Here is a 13,727-nt window from a genome sequence, read left to right as displayed (position 1 = left end):
GGCAGCCAGAGGGCGGGGACGATGGCGGGGGGCGCGTGGTGCTCGCTGCGCGACTGGTGGAGTGCCTCGCGCCCGGCGAAGGCGAACCACTCCCGGCCGCACTGCTCGCTGAGGAAGTAGCGCGGCGAGTAGAGCGGGACGAAGACGCGGCAGAGCGCCAGCGCCTCGGTGATCTGCTCCTGCCAGTCCTCGCCCGGCCGCACATGCTGGTCCATGAACCCGGCGGGCACCCCGGCCGGGAGCGCGGTCAGCTGCATCACGTGCGCGGACAGGTCGCGGAAGAAACGCCGCACCCAGAGGTCGGGGTCCTTGTCCCGGGGATCGTTCTTCGGTGTGTGCGCGTAGCTCAGGAAGAAGTACGGCCTCGGCTCGTGCCCCCCGCCCCGCGCGGCTCCGTGCGGCACCGCTCCCTCCCGGTCCGAGTGGGTGGGTCCTCAGTGTAGAAAGCGAGCGATCCGCGGCGGAACCGCCTGTACGCGTCGTTTCGGGGGCGGCCGGTCACCCGCGCGGCGCGTTGCGCGCCCGCCAGGCGTCCCGGTGGCGCCGGGCGGAGTCGGCGGCGGCGGCGAGCGCCTCCGGTGCCACCCGCTCCTCCCGCCAGGCCGCGGCTCTCTCCCCCATCCCGGCGACGAAACGCTTGCCCGGGCCGGTGAGCGCGCCGCTGCGGGCCAGTGTGTCGATGGCCTCCGTCGTCTGCCGGCGCCACCGCGCGAACTCGCTCTCGGCCCGTCCGCGCGCCGCCGCGGTCTCGGCGGCCGTGCGCCGTGTCCGCCAGAAGTCGGTGACCGCCAGATGCGCGTACGCCCCCTGCAGCAGGGCGCCGAGCGGCCGGGGGTCCTCGCGCCAGGGCGCGTAGTAGTGGCCGGGGTCCTCGGGGTCGTACAGATCGCAGCTGTCGAGCACCGCGCCCAGTTTCACGTGCTGGAACTCGTGGACGATCAGCAGGGCGAGGAGGGCCGGGGCGGCGGGGCGGGCCGCGCCCACGGCCCCGAAGGCGTCCCGGCAGGTGGCGCTGGTGTCGCCGCCCGCCCGGGGGCTCAGCGGGGTGATGGAGCGCAGTCCGGCCGCGATCCCCGGCGCGTACGCCGGCAGTTGGCGCTGTATGAGCGCCCAGGCGCCGGCGAGCGCGTCGGCCCAGGCGCGCGCGCCGGAGGCGGGGAGCCGCTCCTCGGCCGGCCAGGGGTAGCGGTCGCGCAGCGGGTCGGTGTCCTCCAGGGCGACGGTCCAGCCGCCCGCCTCGAAGAGCCGTACGGGCTGCCAGTGCGGGGTGCGGCCGTCCAGGCCCTCGCTCCAGCCCATCCGGATCCGCCGGCCCCCGGCCCGTACCGTGAACCCGTAGGCCTGGGCGGTCAGTTCGGCCTCCTCGGCGCCGCCCGGCAGCAGGGCCCGGCCGATGCCGGGCAGGCGCAGGGTGCCGTCGCGCAGGGGCACGATCACGGTGTCGGCGCGCCTGGCCCGCAGCGCCGCCGACGCCGCGAGCTCCGCCAGACCGCCCGCGAGCGCGCCGGGTTCCCGGCCGCCGAGGACGCCGAGCGCCCATGGCCGGAAGTAAGGGTGGGCGAGGGCGGCCTCCAGGGCGTGCGGCGCCGCGGTGTCCAGATCGAGCAGCAGCTCCCAGGCGGCGCTCGCCCGGCGGTCGTGGGGGTCGGCCCGGCCGCCGAGGGCGGCGAGCAGACCGCGGTTGAGGTCGAGCTGGGCGACGGCGAGCCGGGAGACGGCTCCGGCGCCGCCGAAGCCGGCGGCCAGTTCGTCGAAGTCGGCCGGTTCCAGCGTCTGTTCGGGCTCGGGACGGCCGGTGCCGACGGTGGCGGCGGGCTCGTCGGCCCGGGCGTGCGCCGGGGGCTCGGGGAGCGACTCGTGCATACGGATGTTCATGATCAACGCCATCAGGTCGGGGCAGAACACGGACGGGTTGTCGAAGCCGGTTCCGGTCCGGTAGCGGTGGGCGTAGAGGCCGCCGCCGCAGGACGCCACCACCGGACAGGCGGTGCACCGCGCGCAGAGCGCCTCGATCCCCTTCTGCCGGGCCAGCATCCCGGGGTGGGCGAGCACGTCGTCGAGGCTGTGTTCGAAGACGTTCATCCCGGTGGCCGGGGCGCCGTCGTAGGACGTCTTGAGGCTGTCGGCCTGTTCGAAGGTGCCGTCGGTCTCGACGACGACCAGGTCGGCCGGGGCGAGGCCGAGTGACTCGGTGAGGCTGGCGCCGCCGCGCAGGGTGCGCCGGACGGACTCGAAGAGCCGTACGGGGACCGGGCGCCCCTGCCCGTCCCAGCGCCGGTAGACGGCGTCGAGCCAGTCCGCGTAAGGCGTGGGCGCGCCTGCGGGGCGCGGTGGCGGGTGGTCCCAGGTGGCGTGCGGCAGCAGGAAGTCGACGCGCGGCGGGCGCAGGGCCGCCAGCGCGTCATACACCGCGACCGGGTCGTTCTCCAGGTCGATCGTGCACAGCAGTCCGGCGAACAGCTCCCGGTAGCGGGGGCGGCTCAGCAGGGCGACGGCCTCGACGACGCGGGCGTGGCTGCTGCGGCCGTCGGCGTAGCGGCGGTGGCGGTCGTTGGCCGCCCGGTCGCCGTCGAGCGAGACGCCGACGTGCACGCCGAGTTCCCGGAAGAGCTCGCAGAACTCCTCGTCGAGCAGGACCCCGTTGGTGTGGATGCGCAGGTCGAGGGCGCTGACCCCGCGCAGGGCGCGTGCCAGTTCCTCGGCCGCCTGTCTGAGGAGGGCGGGCCCGGCCAGCAGCGGTTCGCCGCCGTGCAGCACCACGTGGACGGCGGGCAGCCGGTGGGTCCGGGCGTGGGCGGCGATCCGGGCCGCCGTGGCGGCCAGGATCTCGTGCGAGACGGCCCTGGGCCGGCCGCGCCAGCTGGTGTCGGCGTGTTCGTACACATAGCAGTGGTCGCACGCCAGGTCGCACCGGCTGTGCATCTTCAGTACGACCTGCGACACCACCGGAGGTGACCGGTCCATGGCCGGGGCTCCGGCTAGAGCGCCGACTGGAAGGCGGCTACCGGAACCGTCGAGGCGTTCTCGGCGGCGATCAGCCGCTGGATCGCCGCGGGGAGTTCCCCGCCGCGCGCCTGGGCGGCCTGTGTGTGCAGTGATGGCCTTTCACGGCCCTGACGGTCGGGCGCCGGACAAGGTCGTTCGGCGGCCGTGACGAGATGTCCCATGAAACCCCCACCGGCGGGCGTGCCTGGATGCGGGAGGGTGCTCACCCTCTCCGCACTTGTCTTCCCCGCATCGGCCACTCTCGCACAGGAGGGCGCCGATCGGTCCGACTCCCGCCCAGGGATGGCCGGTTCGCGCCACCCGGCCGGCCAGGCGGTACGCGACAGGTGCCCCCTGGGCCACCTGGGCACCGGCAGCGCGGTCAGCGCTCGAAGGGGACCGAGATCGCCATGGTCATCTCCACCGGCTCGGCGCCGTCGTTGCGGTAGGTGTGGCTCGTGCCCGCCTCGAAGGAGACCGAGTGGCCCGCCGGGACGGGGTGTTCGACGCCGTCCACGACGAGGGTGAGGGTGCCCCCGGTGACATGGATGAGTTCGAAGGTGCCCATCGGGTGCGGGTCGGAGGCGCTGCCCTCGCCGGGCATCAGGTGCCACCGCCACATCTCCAGCGGACCGGGGGCCTCGGCGCCCGCGAGCAGGGTGCTGGAGCTTCCCCGCTCGGTGGACCAGAGCCGGACGGCCTGGTCCGGCGGGACGATCCGCACACTGGGGCCGCTCTCGTAGTCGAGGAGGGTCGTGATGCTCACCCCGAGCGCGTCGGCGATCTTCACCACGGTGCCGACGCTGGGGTTGGTCCTGGCCTGCTCGATCTGGATGAGCATGCCGCGGCTGACTCCGGCGCGGGTGGCCAGCGCCTCCAGGGTGAGGCCGCGCTCGGCGCGCCGGCGCTTGACGTTGCGGGCCAGGGACTGGGTCAGCAGATCGAGGTCCGACACATTCCGTCCATGGTGGGGGCCACCCGAGGCGACCGACTAATATTTTGGATGACAAGTTCAGTATAGTGAACTACGTTCCGGTGCACCGGACCGTTCACCGCACTGTACTGCGAGGCACCCTCATGACGGCACTCTTCGCCCTGGCCACCGGCTGAGCCGGACGCGAGGGCGGCTACGCCTCGTCGGCCGCCAACTCCGCGACCGCGAGCAGCTGTTGCGGGGTGACCCCCTCCGGGATCGGCACCGGGGCGGGCGTGCGCAGCGGCGGCTGCCAGCCGTTCTCCCGGTCCCACGTCCGGACGACCCGGGCGGGCGCCCCGGCCACCACCGCATGGTCGGGCACCTCGCCCCGGACCACCGCGCCCGCCGCGACGACCACGTTGCGGCCGAGCCGGGCGCCCGGCAGCACCACGGCGCCGGTGCCCAGCCAGCAGCCGGGACCGATCTCCACCGGCTCTATCCGGGGCCACTGCTTGCCGACGGGCATGTGCGGGTCGTCGTAGCTGTGGTTGGTGGAGGTGATGTAGACGTACGGGCCGCAGTACGTGTTCGAGCCGATGGTCACCGTCGTGTCCGCGATGACATGGCTCCCCCGGCCGAGCACCACGCCGTCCCCGAGGGTGAGGATCGGCTCGGCGCCGAGGTCGAGGCCCGGCATCATCCCGGCCGTCAGGGTGACCTGTTCGCCGATGATGCAGTGGTCGCCCAGCTCGATCCACGGCTCGCCGAAGACGGTTCCCTGCGGGAAGGCGAGCCGGGTGCCGGCGCCGATCCGGCGGAACCGCAGCCGCCCGGGGTGCTCGGCGGTGACCGCTCCAACCTGCTGCACCCACTGCCAGCCGCGCTGGACCGCGCCCGCGGCCAGCCGGCGGCGCCAGGCGGTCAGCGAGGAGAACGTGTTTCTGTTCTTCGGCACCCGCACACGGTACTCACCGCCGACTGCGCTGGTCAGCGCCGGGACCTGTGATCTTCCGCTCAGGCCGGCCCGCGGCCGTCAGCCGGCGTGCGCCGCGCGGTGGTCCCGGGCCAGACCCACGTACATCAGCGCGTTGACCTTGAGGCCCTCGCGCTCCTCCTCGGTGAGCTCGCGCCGGACCCGGGCGGGTACGCCCGCGACCAGCGAACCGGGCGGCACGACCATGCCCTGCGGCACCAGCGCCTGCGCGGCGACCAGCGAACCGGCGCCGATCACGGCCCCGTTGAGGACGGTCGCCCCCATGCCGACGAGCACGTCGTCCTCGACCGTGCAGCCGTGCAGCACCGCGTTGTGCCCGACCGAGACGCGCTCGCCGACCGTCACCGGGAAGCCGGGGTCGACGTGGACCGTGCAGTTGTCCTGGATGTTGCTGTCGGCGCCGACCACGATGGGGCCGCAGTCGGCCCGCAGCACCGTGTGGTACCAGACGCTCGCCCCCGCGGCCAGGGTCACCTCACCGAGCACCACCGAGGTGGGCGCCGTGAACGCCGCCGGGTCGACCTGCGGCTTCTTTCCGCCCACTGCCACGACCAACGCCCGCTCCGCCATGCGCCACTCCTTCGTACGGATCTCATCGCACCCAGGGGCACGGTAGGCGACGGGTCGCCGGGACGCGCGCCCGGGTGGCCCGTAGGCTCGCCGGATGGCACTCTTCCGGATCGACCGGCGCACGGAGGCGGGCCCCGCGGAGGTGTGGCGGCGGCTCACCGACTGGCCGCGCCACTCGGGCAGCGTCCCGCTGACCCGGATCACCGTCACCACGCCCGGGCCGACCGGCGTCGGGACGGTGTTCGTGGCCCGCACGGGCCTGGGGCGCCTCGGTTTCGAGGACCCCATGGAGGTCGTGGTGTGGGAGCCGCCCGGGGCGGGACGGCCGGGCCGCTGCCGGCTGGAGAAGCGCGGGCGGGTGGTGACCGGCTGGGCCGAGATCGAGGTCCGTCCCGACCCCCGGGGAGCGGGGGCCGGGGCGCTGCTGGTGTGGCGCGAGGACCTGCGGGTGTGGCGGCTGCCGCACGCGTTCGACGCGCTGACCGCCCGGGCCGGGCGGCTGGTGTTCGTCCGCGCGCTGACGCGGATCCTCACGCCCTGACCGGGCGGCTCACCCGGGCGAGCGGACGGTCTACTCCGCGGCGGACACGTTCTCGGCCGGGGCGGTGGCCGTGTCCAGCTCGGCCGAGGCCTTCTTCGCGCGGTTCTTGACGACCAGCATCGAGACCACGCCGAGCACGGCCGCGAGGCCCAGTCCCACGTACGAGAAGTTCTTCAGCCAGGACTCGGCGACCACGCCGATGTAGTAGATCGCGGCCGTGGTGCCGCCGGCCCAGCAGATGCCGCCGAGGACGTTGGCGATGAGGAACTTCCAGTACGGCATGTGCAGTACACCGGCGAGCGGGCCCGCGAAGATGCGGAGCAGCGCGATGAAGCGGCCGAAGAAGACCGCCCACATGCCCCACTTCTGGAAGGACTTCTCGGCCATGGCGACATGGCCGTCGCTGAAGTGCCGGGGGAACTTGGCGCCCAGCCAGGCGAGCAGCGGTCTGCCGCCCTTGCGGCCGATGGCGTAGCCGATCGAGTCACCGATGACCGCGCCCGCCACGGCGGCGGCGCCGAGGATCACCGGGTTGATGTGGCCCTGCTGGGACGCCAGCAGCGCGGAGCTGACGAGGACGATCTCGCCCGGCAGTGGAATGCCGAGGCTCTCCAAGCCGATGACCAGCCCCACCAGGAGGTAGACACTGACGGCGGGGATGTTCTCCAGCCACTCCTGGATGTGCAACGCCCGTTTCCTCCCGATCGCGGCGGGCCGACGCCCGGCGTGCGCCCCCCTTGGCGCACCCCGGGCAGCCTACCTGCTCACCGCGCGCCGACGGCGTGCCGGAACCCGCGACCGCGCGCGGGCACGACACGTTCGGGACGAGCGGGAAGGGCGTGGATCAGCTGTTGGGGCGCAGCGTCCAGACGACGGTCATCTCGCCGGTGACGGCCCCGTCCTCGCGGGTGATCTCGATGGCGACCGGGAACTCGGGGCGCTGCCCCGCGTCCAGCTCCGCGACGACGTCCGCTATCGGGCGGCCCAGGGTGGCGGTGGCGGTGACCACGCCCATGGCGAGCTTCTTGTAGCCGATCTCCGCCTTGACGGCGAGCGGCACGGCGCGGTTCATCTGGTCGCCGAAGGCGGCGATCACGATCGCGCCACTGGCGGACTCGGCGAGCGTGAACATCGCGCCGGCGTGCGGTCCGCCCACATGGTTGTGGTACTCGGCCTGGTCGGGCAGCCGGACCACGGCCCGCTCGGGGGTGGTCTCCAGGAACTCCAGCTTGAGGGTCCTGGCCATGGGAACGGTCGCGGCGAGCATCTCGCCGACGGACATCTGATCAGCGCTCATGGCACCGGATGTTACCCGTGAGTAGTAGACCTTGACCATCCCCTCACAGGGGCGGACGTCGAAGCGGCCGTCCCGCCCCTCTATGGTTACTCGCCATGTGGCAAGGACAGCAGCCGCCCGGGGGCGAGCAGAATCCGCAGGACCCTAACCAGAACCCGTACCAGCAGCCGGGGTACCAGGCACCCAATCCGTACCAGCAGCCGACGCAGCCCGCGCAGCCCGCGGCCGGCGGCTACCAGCAGCCGGGATACGGCTATCCGCAGCAGCCCAACCCGTACCAGCAGCCGACCGTGCCGCAGTACCCGGTGGGCGCGCCGCCCGGACCGCCGATGCCGCCGCAGAACGGCGACGGCGGCAAGAAGAAGACGACCCTGATCGCCGTCGTCGCGGCGACCGCGGTCGTGGTCGCGGCGGTCGTCACCGGCGTCGTGGTGATGAAGGACGACGGCAAGAAGGACGACAAGGCCGACAGCAAGCCGTCGTCCAACGCCTCGGCTCCCGCGCAGGCCTCCTCGCCCGCCGCCAATCCTCGCGGCGACTCCACGCAGGACATGAAGCCGACCATCGAGGGCTGGAAGGTCATCGTGAACCCCAAGTGGGGCACGGCCTTCGACGTCCCGGCGGACTGGGAGTTCAAGGGCTCGTCGTGGGCCGGCGGCTTCGAGGACCACGCCAACCCGACCGGGAAGCCGATCATCATGCAGTCGGCGCCCGCCTACTACAAGCCCAAGTGGTGCAGCGAGGACTCCAACCACGACGGCAACACCGAGGACACCGAGCTCGCGGGCACCGGCACCAAGGGCGCCGACGGCGCCAAGAACACCGACGAGGTGGCCGGGAACCAGGTGCCGTGGTGGGTGTACGGCGCGTACACGCAGCCGGACAAGAACATCATCAAGACCACCAAGCCCGTCCCGTACACCACGAAGTCGGGCATCGTGGGCAGTGTCGCCCGCGCCTCGGCGACCGGGGTCAAGAAGACCAGCAAGTGCGACACCGACGGCCAGGCGATCACCTTCGGGTTCAAGAACGCCAAGGGCGACTTCGTGGCCTGGAGCCTGTACTCGGCCACCGGCGTCAGCGGCGCGGTCGACGAGGCGACCATCCAGAAGATCCTCAGCACGGTCCGCCTCGCCGGGGCGCCCACCGGCTGACGTCCCGTGCCGTACGCGGTGACACCCCCGGCACCGCGTACGGCACGGAGTGACGGTTTGGCACTTCGGAGCGGCGACGGCGATAGTCCACAGGTGACATCTGCCGCCGCCGCTTCCCGTTTCCGCCGCCCTGCCTGGGCGGGCCGCAACTACGGTCTGCTGACCGCCGCCGCGATCGTGACCAACCTGGGCAGCCAGGGCGCGTTCATCGCCTCGGCGTTCGCGGTGCTCCAGTCGGGCGGCGACGGCGGCGACGTGGGTCTGGTGGCGGCGGCCCGTACCGTGCCGCTCGTCCTCTTCCTGCTCGTCGGCGGCGCGCTGGCGGACCGGATACCCCGGCACCGGGTGATGGTCGCCGCCAACACCCTCAACTTCCTCTCCCAGGGCGCCTTCGCGCTCCTCGTCCTGACCGGCAGGCCCGCGCTCTGGCAGATGCTGGCGCTCAGCGCGCTCGGCGGTGTGGGCCAGGCGTTCTTCGGCCCCGCCTCCGAGGGCATGCTGATGTCCAGCGTCAAGGGCGAGGAGGCCGGGCGGGCCTTCGCGCTCTACCGGATGGCCATGCAGGGCGCGGGCATCGGCGGCGCCGCACTCGGCGGGGCGCTGATCGCCGCCGTCGGACCCGGCTGGGTGCTCGCGTTCGACGCGGGCGCCTTCGCCGTGGCGGGCGCGCTGCGCGCCTTCATCGACGTGCGTCACCTCCCGCCGCGCGCGCCGGGCGGCGGCATGCTGGCCGATCTGCGCGACGGCTGGCGGGAGTTCACCGGCCGCCGCTGGCTGTGGGCGATCGTCGCGCAGTTCTCGGTCGTGAACGCCGTGGTGGTGGCGGCCGACGCGGTGTACGGGCCGCTGGTGGCCCGGGACCATCTGGGCGGGCCCGGCCCGTGGGGCCTGGCGCTCGCCGCGTTCGGCGCGGGTACGGTCGGCGGCGCCCTGGTGATGACGCGCTGGAAGCCGCGCCGGCTGCTCTTCGCCGGCTCGCTCTGCGTCTTCCCCCTCGCGCTGCCCTCCGCCGCGCTCGCCGTGCCGGTGCCGATCGGGGTCCTGATCGCGGTGATGTTCCTGACCGGGGTGTCGATCGAGGTGTTCGGCGTCTCCTGGATGACCGCGATGCACCAGGAGATACCGGAGGAGAAGCTGTCGCGGGTCTCGGCGTACGACTGGCTGGGCTCGCTCGCCGTGGTGCCGCTCGCCACCGCGCTCGCGGGCCCCGCCGAGAGCGCCTTCGGCCGGACCTCCGCGCTGTGGGGCTGTGCGGTGGTGATCGTGGTCCTGACCGCCGCGGTGCTCACGGTCCCGGAGGTACGCGACCTCACGCGCCGCACCACGCCGGTGACGGACGCCACCGAGGCCCCGCAGGCGGCGGTCGCCGCCGTCTCAGCCGATGCCGAACGCCCCCTCGGGGGGCTCGGGTGACGGCTTCGCCTCACTGTCCGGTACCGGCGCCGCGCCACCGGTGAACCGCCGCAGCGCGTCGCCGTGCTCGACCCGGGCCGGGAAGGCGTCCCCGGCGGTGAGCCGGGCGAGCGGGGCCAGCGGCAGCGGGGCGTGCGAGGCGAGCAGCACCACGTTGCCGAACCGCCGCCCGCGCAGCACCGAGGGCTCCGCGATCAGCGCGACCTGTTCGAACACCGCCCGGAAGGTGGCCAGTTGGGGGCGGAGGAAGTCGAACGGCCTGCCGTCGGCGAGGTTGGCCGCGTAGAGCCCGCCGGGGCGCAGCACCCGCTCGGCGACACGCGCGTACTCGACCGAGGTGAGGTGCGCGGGCACCCGGGAGCCGCCGAACACGTCCGCGAGGAGCAGATCGGCGGAGTCCGCCGGGGCGGCCTCGGCCCAGGCGCGGGCGTCGGCCGCGTGCACCCGGATCCCGCTGCCGCCGGGCACCGGCAGGAACTCGGTGACCAGGGCGAGCAGTCCCCGGTCGGCCTCCACCACGTCCTGGCGCGAGCCGGGCCGGGTCGCCGCCAGATAGCGCGGCAGGGTGAGCGCGCCCCCGCCGAGGTGGAGCACGTCGAGCGGGGCGCCCGGCTCCCCCGCGCAGTCGACGACATGGGCGAGCCTGCGCGCGTACTCGAACTCGATGTACGTCGGGTCGTCGAGGTCGACATAGGACTGCGGCGCCCCGTCGACGGTGAGCAGCCAGGCCCGCTCGCGGTCCACGTCGGGCATCAGCTTGGCGGTGCCCCAGTCCACTGTCCGGCTGACCGGTATCGGCTCGTTCACCGTCCCATTGTGCGCCGACGGCAGCCGGGCCCTACGACCAGAGCTCGGCCACGGCCGCCGCGTGGGCTGCCGCCTGGTCGCGGCCGGCGCGGGCGGCCGGGGCGCGGCGGGCCGGTTCGAGGGAGTTGCGCCCGAAGGCGCGGCGCGCGGCGGAGCCGGGGGTGATGAGCTCGACGCGCGCGCCCGCGCCGACCAGCCTGGCCACCTGGGTGCGCGGCGAGTCCAGTGGGCCGCCGCCGAGCGCCAGCGGCGCGAGGACCAGCACGCGGTCGTATCCGGCGGCGAGCTGGACGTTGGCCGGGGAGTGCACTCCGCCGTCGATCCAGCGACGGCCCTCGATGGTGACGGCGGGCCACACCCCGGGCACCGCGCAGCTGGCGGCGACCGCGTCCACCAGCCCCACTCCGCTGTCCCCGTCGAAGACCCGCAGTTCGCCGCTGTCGGCCGCGACCGCGGTGATCCTCAGCCGCCGGGCGGGCCACTCGTGGGAGACCAGCCGTCCGGCGATCACCTGACGCCGGGCCGCCTCCTGGTCCGTGCCCTGGGCGAGCGCCACCCGGCCCAGCTTCCTGCCGTACTCCTCGGGTGTACGGGAGGTCAGCGCCGCGCGGGCGAAGCGGAGGACGGCGGCCGGGCCCAGCTGGGCCGGGACCTCGCCGTCCGGCCGGGCGAGCTGACGCTCATACAGCTGCGGCAGTCCGATCCGTCCCGAGGTGATCTGCGCGGCGACCACCGAGCCCGCCGAGCTGCCGACCACCAGCTCGGCGCCGCTGACGTCGACGCCCGCCTCGGCGAGCCCGTACAGCATGCCGATCTCCCAGCCCACGCCGGTGATCCCGCCCGCCCCGAGCACCAGTGCCGTGTCTCCCATGCCCGAAGCATGACGGAGGGCGGGGGGTCGCTTCTCCCCGGGGTGCCGGAGGAGGCGGGTCCGGACGGCCCGGTCCGCTTGTCCCCGGGGTATCGGAGGAGGCGGGTCCGGACGGTCCGGCCGGAAGGACCTGTGACCTCTCGGCGCCGGCCGCGCCCGCTCTCCCAGAACGCGAAGCCCGGCCCGCGAGGGCGGGCGGCAGTTCGCGGCCCGACTCGGCGGTCACGGCCCGCCCGCGAGGGTGCTACAGACCGCGTACGGGCCGTGAAGCGACGCCCGTTACGGCGATCACATGCCCGCGTCGGTTAGTCTCCCCGGATGCTCGACGACGCCGTCCGCCCGTCCGCCGGGCTCGCCGTGCGCTGCGCCAGGGCCCTGCTCTCGCCCTGGTCGCGCCTCGCCCTGCTGGTGCTGGTGCTCGCGGCAGCCGCCACGACCGTGCTGCTCCTGGAGCCGCAGCGGCTGCTCGCCGACGGTCTGCCGCACCGCATCGGCGGGGGCGCCGCGGTCGTCCTGTTCGGGGTGGCGTACGGCCTGTGCACCGCGGCCTTCGTGCCGCGTCCCCTGCTCAACCTGGCCGCGGGCGCGATCTTCGGCTCGCAGGCGGGGTTGCCGTCCGCGCTCGCCGGGACGGTGCTCGGCGCCGGGATCTCCTTCGGGCTCGGCCGGGTGCTCGGCCAGGACGCGCTGCGCCCGCTCCTGCGGGGCCGCTGGCTGAAGGCGGCGGACGGCCAGCTCAGCCGGCACGGCTTCCGGTCGATGCTGGCGATCCGCCTCTTCCCAGGGGTGCCGTTCGCCGCGGCCAACTACTGCGCGGCCGTCTCCCGGATGGGCTGGCTGCCGTTCCTGTTCGCGACGGGGCTCGGGTCCGTGCCCAACACGGCGGCGTACGTGGTCGCGGGCAGCCGGGCCGCGTCCCCGACCTCGCCGGTGTTCCTGGTCGCGATGGCGTTCATCGGGGTGTCGGGCCTGGGCGCGGCGGCGGTGGCGTGGCGCAAACGGCACCGGCTGGGCGGTCGGACGGCGGCCCCGGACCGGCGGACGGCCGACGGTGCCGGGGAGCCGACGCCCGACAGGACCGCATAACTCCCGGTTCATCTGCGGCCTGTACGCTGCCCTGCGACCGGCCGCCGATCAGATCGTCATACCGGCCGTCGGACCGTCGTGCCCGCAACCGTCTTCACCATCCGGGATGGCCCTCGCCCCATGTCTTGGTTCGAATCGTTCATCCTCGGACTCGTCCAGGGGCTGACGGAGTTCCTGCCGATCTCCTCCAGCGCGCACCTCCGCCTCACGGCCGCCTTCGCCGACTGGCAGGACCCGGGACCGGCGTTCACCGCGATCACCCAGATCGGCACCGAGACGGCCGTCCTCATCTACTTCCGCAAGGACATCGTCCGGATCATCGGGGCCTGGTTCCGCTCGCTCACCGACCGGCGGATGCGCTCCGACAGGGACGCCCGGATGGGCTGGCTGGTCATCGTGGGCTCGATCCCGATCGGTGTGCTCGGCATCGTCCTCAAGGACCAGATCGACACCACCTTCCGCGATCTGCGGGTCATCGCCACGACGCTGGTCGTGATGGGCGTCGTCCTCGGTATCGCCGACCGCCGCGCCGCCCGGGACGAGGCGGGCGGTCGTCACCGCGCGGTCAAGCAGCGCAAGTCGCTCCAGGATCTGAGCGTCAAGGACGGCCTGGTCTACGGGATGTGCCAGGCCATGGCCCTGATCCCGGGCGTCTCCCGCTCGGGCGCCACCATCAGCGGCGGTCTGCTGATGGGGTACACACGCGAGTCCGCCGCCCGCTACTCCTTCCTGCTCGCGATCCCGGCGGTGCTGGCCTCCGGCGTCTTCGAGCTGAAGGACGCGGGCGGCGAGGGCCAGGCACCGATGGCCGAGACGCTCTTCGCCACGGTGGTCGCCTTCGGTGTCGGATATGTCGTCATCGCGTGGTTCATGAAGTTCATCTCCAGCAAGAGCTTCATGCCGTTCGTCGTCTACCGGATCCTGCTCGGCCTCGCGCTCTTCGCCCTGGTCGCCGCCGGCACCCTCAGCCCGCACGCGGGGGAGATCGCGGGCGGCTGACGGGGCCGGAGGACAGGGGCCGGGGTCACAGGCCGGACGGCTCACTCCCCGAAGGACCCGTGCCGCCCCGCGCCCCGCGCGAACCGGCCCGCCC

At 73.7% G+C, this 13,727-nt stretch carries 15 protein-coding genes; 5 read left to right on the top strand and 10 right to left on the bottom strand.

Translation table 11 applies throughout. The features are described 5' to 3' along the window. From ACJA3G_RS14560 to ACJA3G_RS14535, 6 genes are all read right to left on the bottom strand, one after another. A partial coding sequence (locus tag ACJA3G_RS14560; RefSeq protein WP_406553387.1) for a TIR-like protein FxsC occupies window positions 1–404 on the bottom strand: 404 nt, incomplete at its 3' end. Between the two features lie 94 nt (window positions 405–498). Next, on the bottom strand, window positions 499–2,964 hold the full coding sequence (locus ACJA3G_RS14555) for an FxsB family cyclophane-forming radical SAM/SPASM peptide maturase (RefSeq protein WP_406553386.1): 2,466 nt from the start codon (window positions 2,962–2,964) through the stop codon (window positions 499–501). A 14-nt stretch (window positions 2,965–2,978) separates the two neighbouring features. Next, complete coding sequence (locus ACJA3G_RS14550; RefSeq protein ID WP_406553385.1) at window positions 2,979–3,167, bottom strand: hypothetical protein; 189 nt, start codon at window positions 3,165–3,167, stop codon at window positions 2,979–2,981. 200 nt (window positions 3,168–3,367) lie between these two features. After that, window positions 3,368–3,940: a helix-turn-helix domain-containing protein gene (locus ACJA3G_RS14545; RefSeq protein WP_406553384.1), complete on the bottom strand. Its 573-nt coding sequence runs from the start codon at window positions 3,938–3,940 to the stop codon at window positions 3,368–3,370. A gap of 172 nt (window positions 3,941–4,112) precedes the next feature. Beyond that, complete coding sequence (locus ACJA3G_RS14540) at window positions 4,113–4,856, bottom strand: acyltransferase (protein ID WP_406553383.1); 744 nt, start codon at window positions 4,854–4,856, stop codon at window positions 4,113–4,115. Between the two features lie 78 nt (window positions 4,857–4,934). Further along, window positions 4,935–5,465, bottom strand: a complete 531-nt coding sequence (locus tag ACJA3G_RS14535) for a gamma carbonic anhydrase family protein (RefSeq protein WP_406553382.1) — start codon at window positions 5,463–5,465, stop codon at window positions 4,935–4,937. A 94-nt stretch (window positions 5,466–5,559) separates the two neighbouring features. Between ACJA3G_RS14535 and ACJA3G_RS14530 the strand changes: the two genes are divergently transcribed. After that, window positions 5,560–6,006, top strand: a complete 447-nt coding sequence (locus ACJA3G_RS14530; protein ID WP_406553381.1) for an SRPBCC family protein — start codon at window positions 5,560–5,562, stop codon at window positions 6,004–6,006. A 30-nt stretch (window positions 6,007–6,036) separates the two neighbouring features. Here the strand turns inward: ACJA3G_RS14530 and ACJA3G_RS14525 are convergent, their stop codons facing one another. Further along, on the bottom strand, window positions 6,037–6,693 hold the full coding sequence (locus ACJA3G_RS14525; RefSeq protein WP_406553380.1) for a DedA family protein: 657 nt from the start codon (window positions 6,691–6,693) through the stop codon (window positions 6,037–6,039). Window positions 6,694–6,850: 157 nt separating this feature from the next. Further along, window positions 6,851–7,288: a DUF4442 domain-containing protein gene (locus ACJA3G_RS14520; protein ID WP_406553388.1), complete on the bottom strand. Its 438-nt coding sequence runs from the start codon at window positions 7,286–7,288 to the stop codon at window positions 6,851–6,853. Between the two features lie 110 nt (window positions 7,289–7,398). Here ACJA3G_RS14520 and ACJA3G_RS14515 point away from each other — a divergent pair, with 110 nt between their 5' ends. Next, window positions 7,399–8,457, top strand: coding sequence for a hypothetical protein (locus ACJA3G_RS14515; protein ID WP_406553379.1), 1,059 nt, complete (start codon window positions 7,399–7,401; stop codon window positions 8,455–8,457). Between the two features lie 93 nt (window positions 8,458–8,550). After that, a complete protein-coding gene (locus ACJA3G_RS14510; RefSeq protein WP_406553378.1) occupies window positions 8,551–9,870 on the top strand; it encodes an MFS transporter in 1,320 nt (439 codons plus the stop codon). On the opposite strand, the gene ACJA3G_RS14505 is transcribed toward ACJA3G_RS14510, so the two are convergent. Both ACJA3G_RS14505 and ACJA3G_RS14500 read right to left on the bottom strand, forming a co-directional pair. Then, on the bottom strand, window positions 9,832–10,677 hold the full coding sequence (locus ACJA3G_RS14505; protein WP_406553377.1) for a spermidine synthase: 846 nt from the start codon (window positions 10,675–10,677) through the stop codon (window positions 9,832–9,834). The two genes, ACJA3G_RS14510 and ACJA3G_RS14505, sit on opposite strands and share 39 nt — an antisense overlap. A gap of 31 nt (window positions 10,678–10,708) precedes the next feature. Next, complete coding sequence (locus ACJA3G_RS14500; RefSeq protein WP_406553376.1) at window positions 10,709–11,548, bottom strand: patatin-like phospholipase family protein; 840 nt, start codon at window positions 11,546–11,548, stop codon at window positions 10,709–10,711. Window positions 11,549–11,866: 318 nt separating this feature from the next. Between ACJA3G_RS14500 and ACJA3G_RS14495 the strand changes: the two genes are divergently transcribed. Together ACJA3G_RS14495 and ACJA3G_RS14490 are read left to right on the top strand one after the other, a co-directional pair. After that, a complete protein-coding gene (locus ACJA3G_RS14495; RefSeq protein ID WP_406553375.1) occupies window positions 11,867–12,634 on the top strand; it encodes a TVP38/TMEM64 family protein in 768 nt (255 codons plus the stop codon). A gap of 120 nt (window positions 12,635–12,754) precedes the next feature. Then, complete coding sequence (locus ACJA3G_RS14490) at window positions 12,755–13,633, top strand: undecaprenyl-diphosphate phosphatase (protein WP_406553374.1); 879 nt, start codon at window positions 12,755–12,757, stop codon at window positions 13,631–13,633. The last annotated feature ends 94 nt before the right edge of the window (window positions 13,634–13,727 follow it).

The organism is Streptomyces sp. YS-3, assembly GCF_045257485.1.
Taxonomy (GTDB): Bacteria; Actinomycetota; Actinomycetes; order Streptomycetales; family Streptomycetaceae; genus Streptomyces.
Note: the sequence above shows the minus strand (reverse complement) of the source record. Positions and strands in the feature narration are given on the sequence as shown.

Excerpts from the sequence above, each read along its gene's own strand:
- ACJA3G_RS14555 (WP_406553386.1), bottom strand. The coding sequence starts at position 2,964 with ATGGACCGGTCACCTCCGGTGGTGTCGCAGGTCGTACTGAAGATGCAC.
- ACJA3G_RS14550 (WP_406553385.1), bottom strand. The coding sequence starts at position 3,167 with ATGGGACATCTCGTCACGGCCGCCGAACGACCTTGTCCGGCGCCCGAC.
- ACJA3G_RS14535 (WP_406553382.1), bottom strand. The coding sequence starts at position 5,465 with ATGGCGGAGCGGGCGTTGGTCGTGGCAGTGGGCGGAAAGAAGCCGCAG.
- ACJA3G_RS14530 (WP_406553381.1), top strand. The coding sequence starts at position 5,560 with ATGGCACTCTTCCGGATCGACCGGCGCACGGAGGCGGGCCCCGCGGAG.
- ACJA3G_RS14520 (WP_406553388.1), bottom strand. The coding sequence starts at position 7,288 with ATGTCCGTCGGCGAGATGCTCGCCGCGACCGTTCCCATGGCCAGGACC.
- ACJA3G_RS14515 (WP_406553379.1), top strand. The coding sequence starts at position 7,399 with ATGTGGCAAGGACAGCAGCCGCCCGGGGGCGAGCAGAATCCGCAGGAC.
- ACJA3G_RS14500 (WP_406553376.1), bottom strand. The coding sequence starts at position 11,548 with ATGGGAGACACGGCACTGGTGCTCGGGGCGGGCGGGATCACCGGCGTG.
- ACJA3G_RS14495 (WP_406553375.1), top strand. The coding sequence starts at position 11,867 with ATGCTCGACGACGCCGTCCGCCCGTCCGCCGGGCTCGCCGTGCGCTGC.
- ACJA3G_RS14490 (WP_406553374.1), top strand. The coding sequence starts at position 12,755 with ATGTCTTGGTTCGAATCGTTCATCCTCGGACTCGTCCAGGGGCTGACG.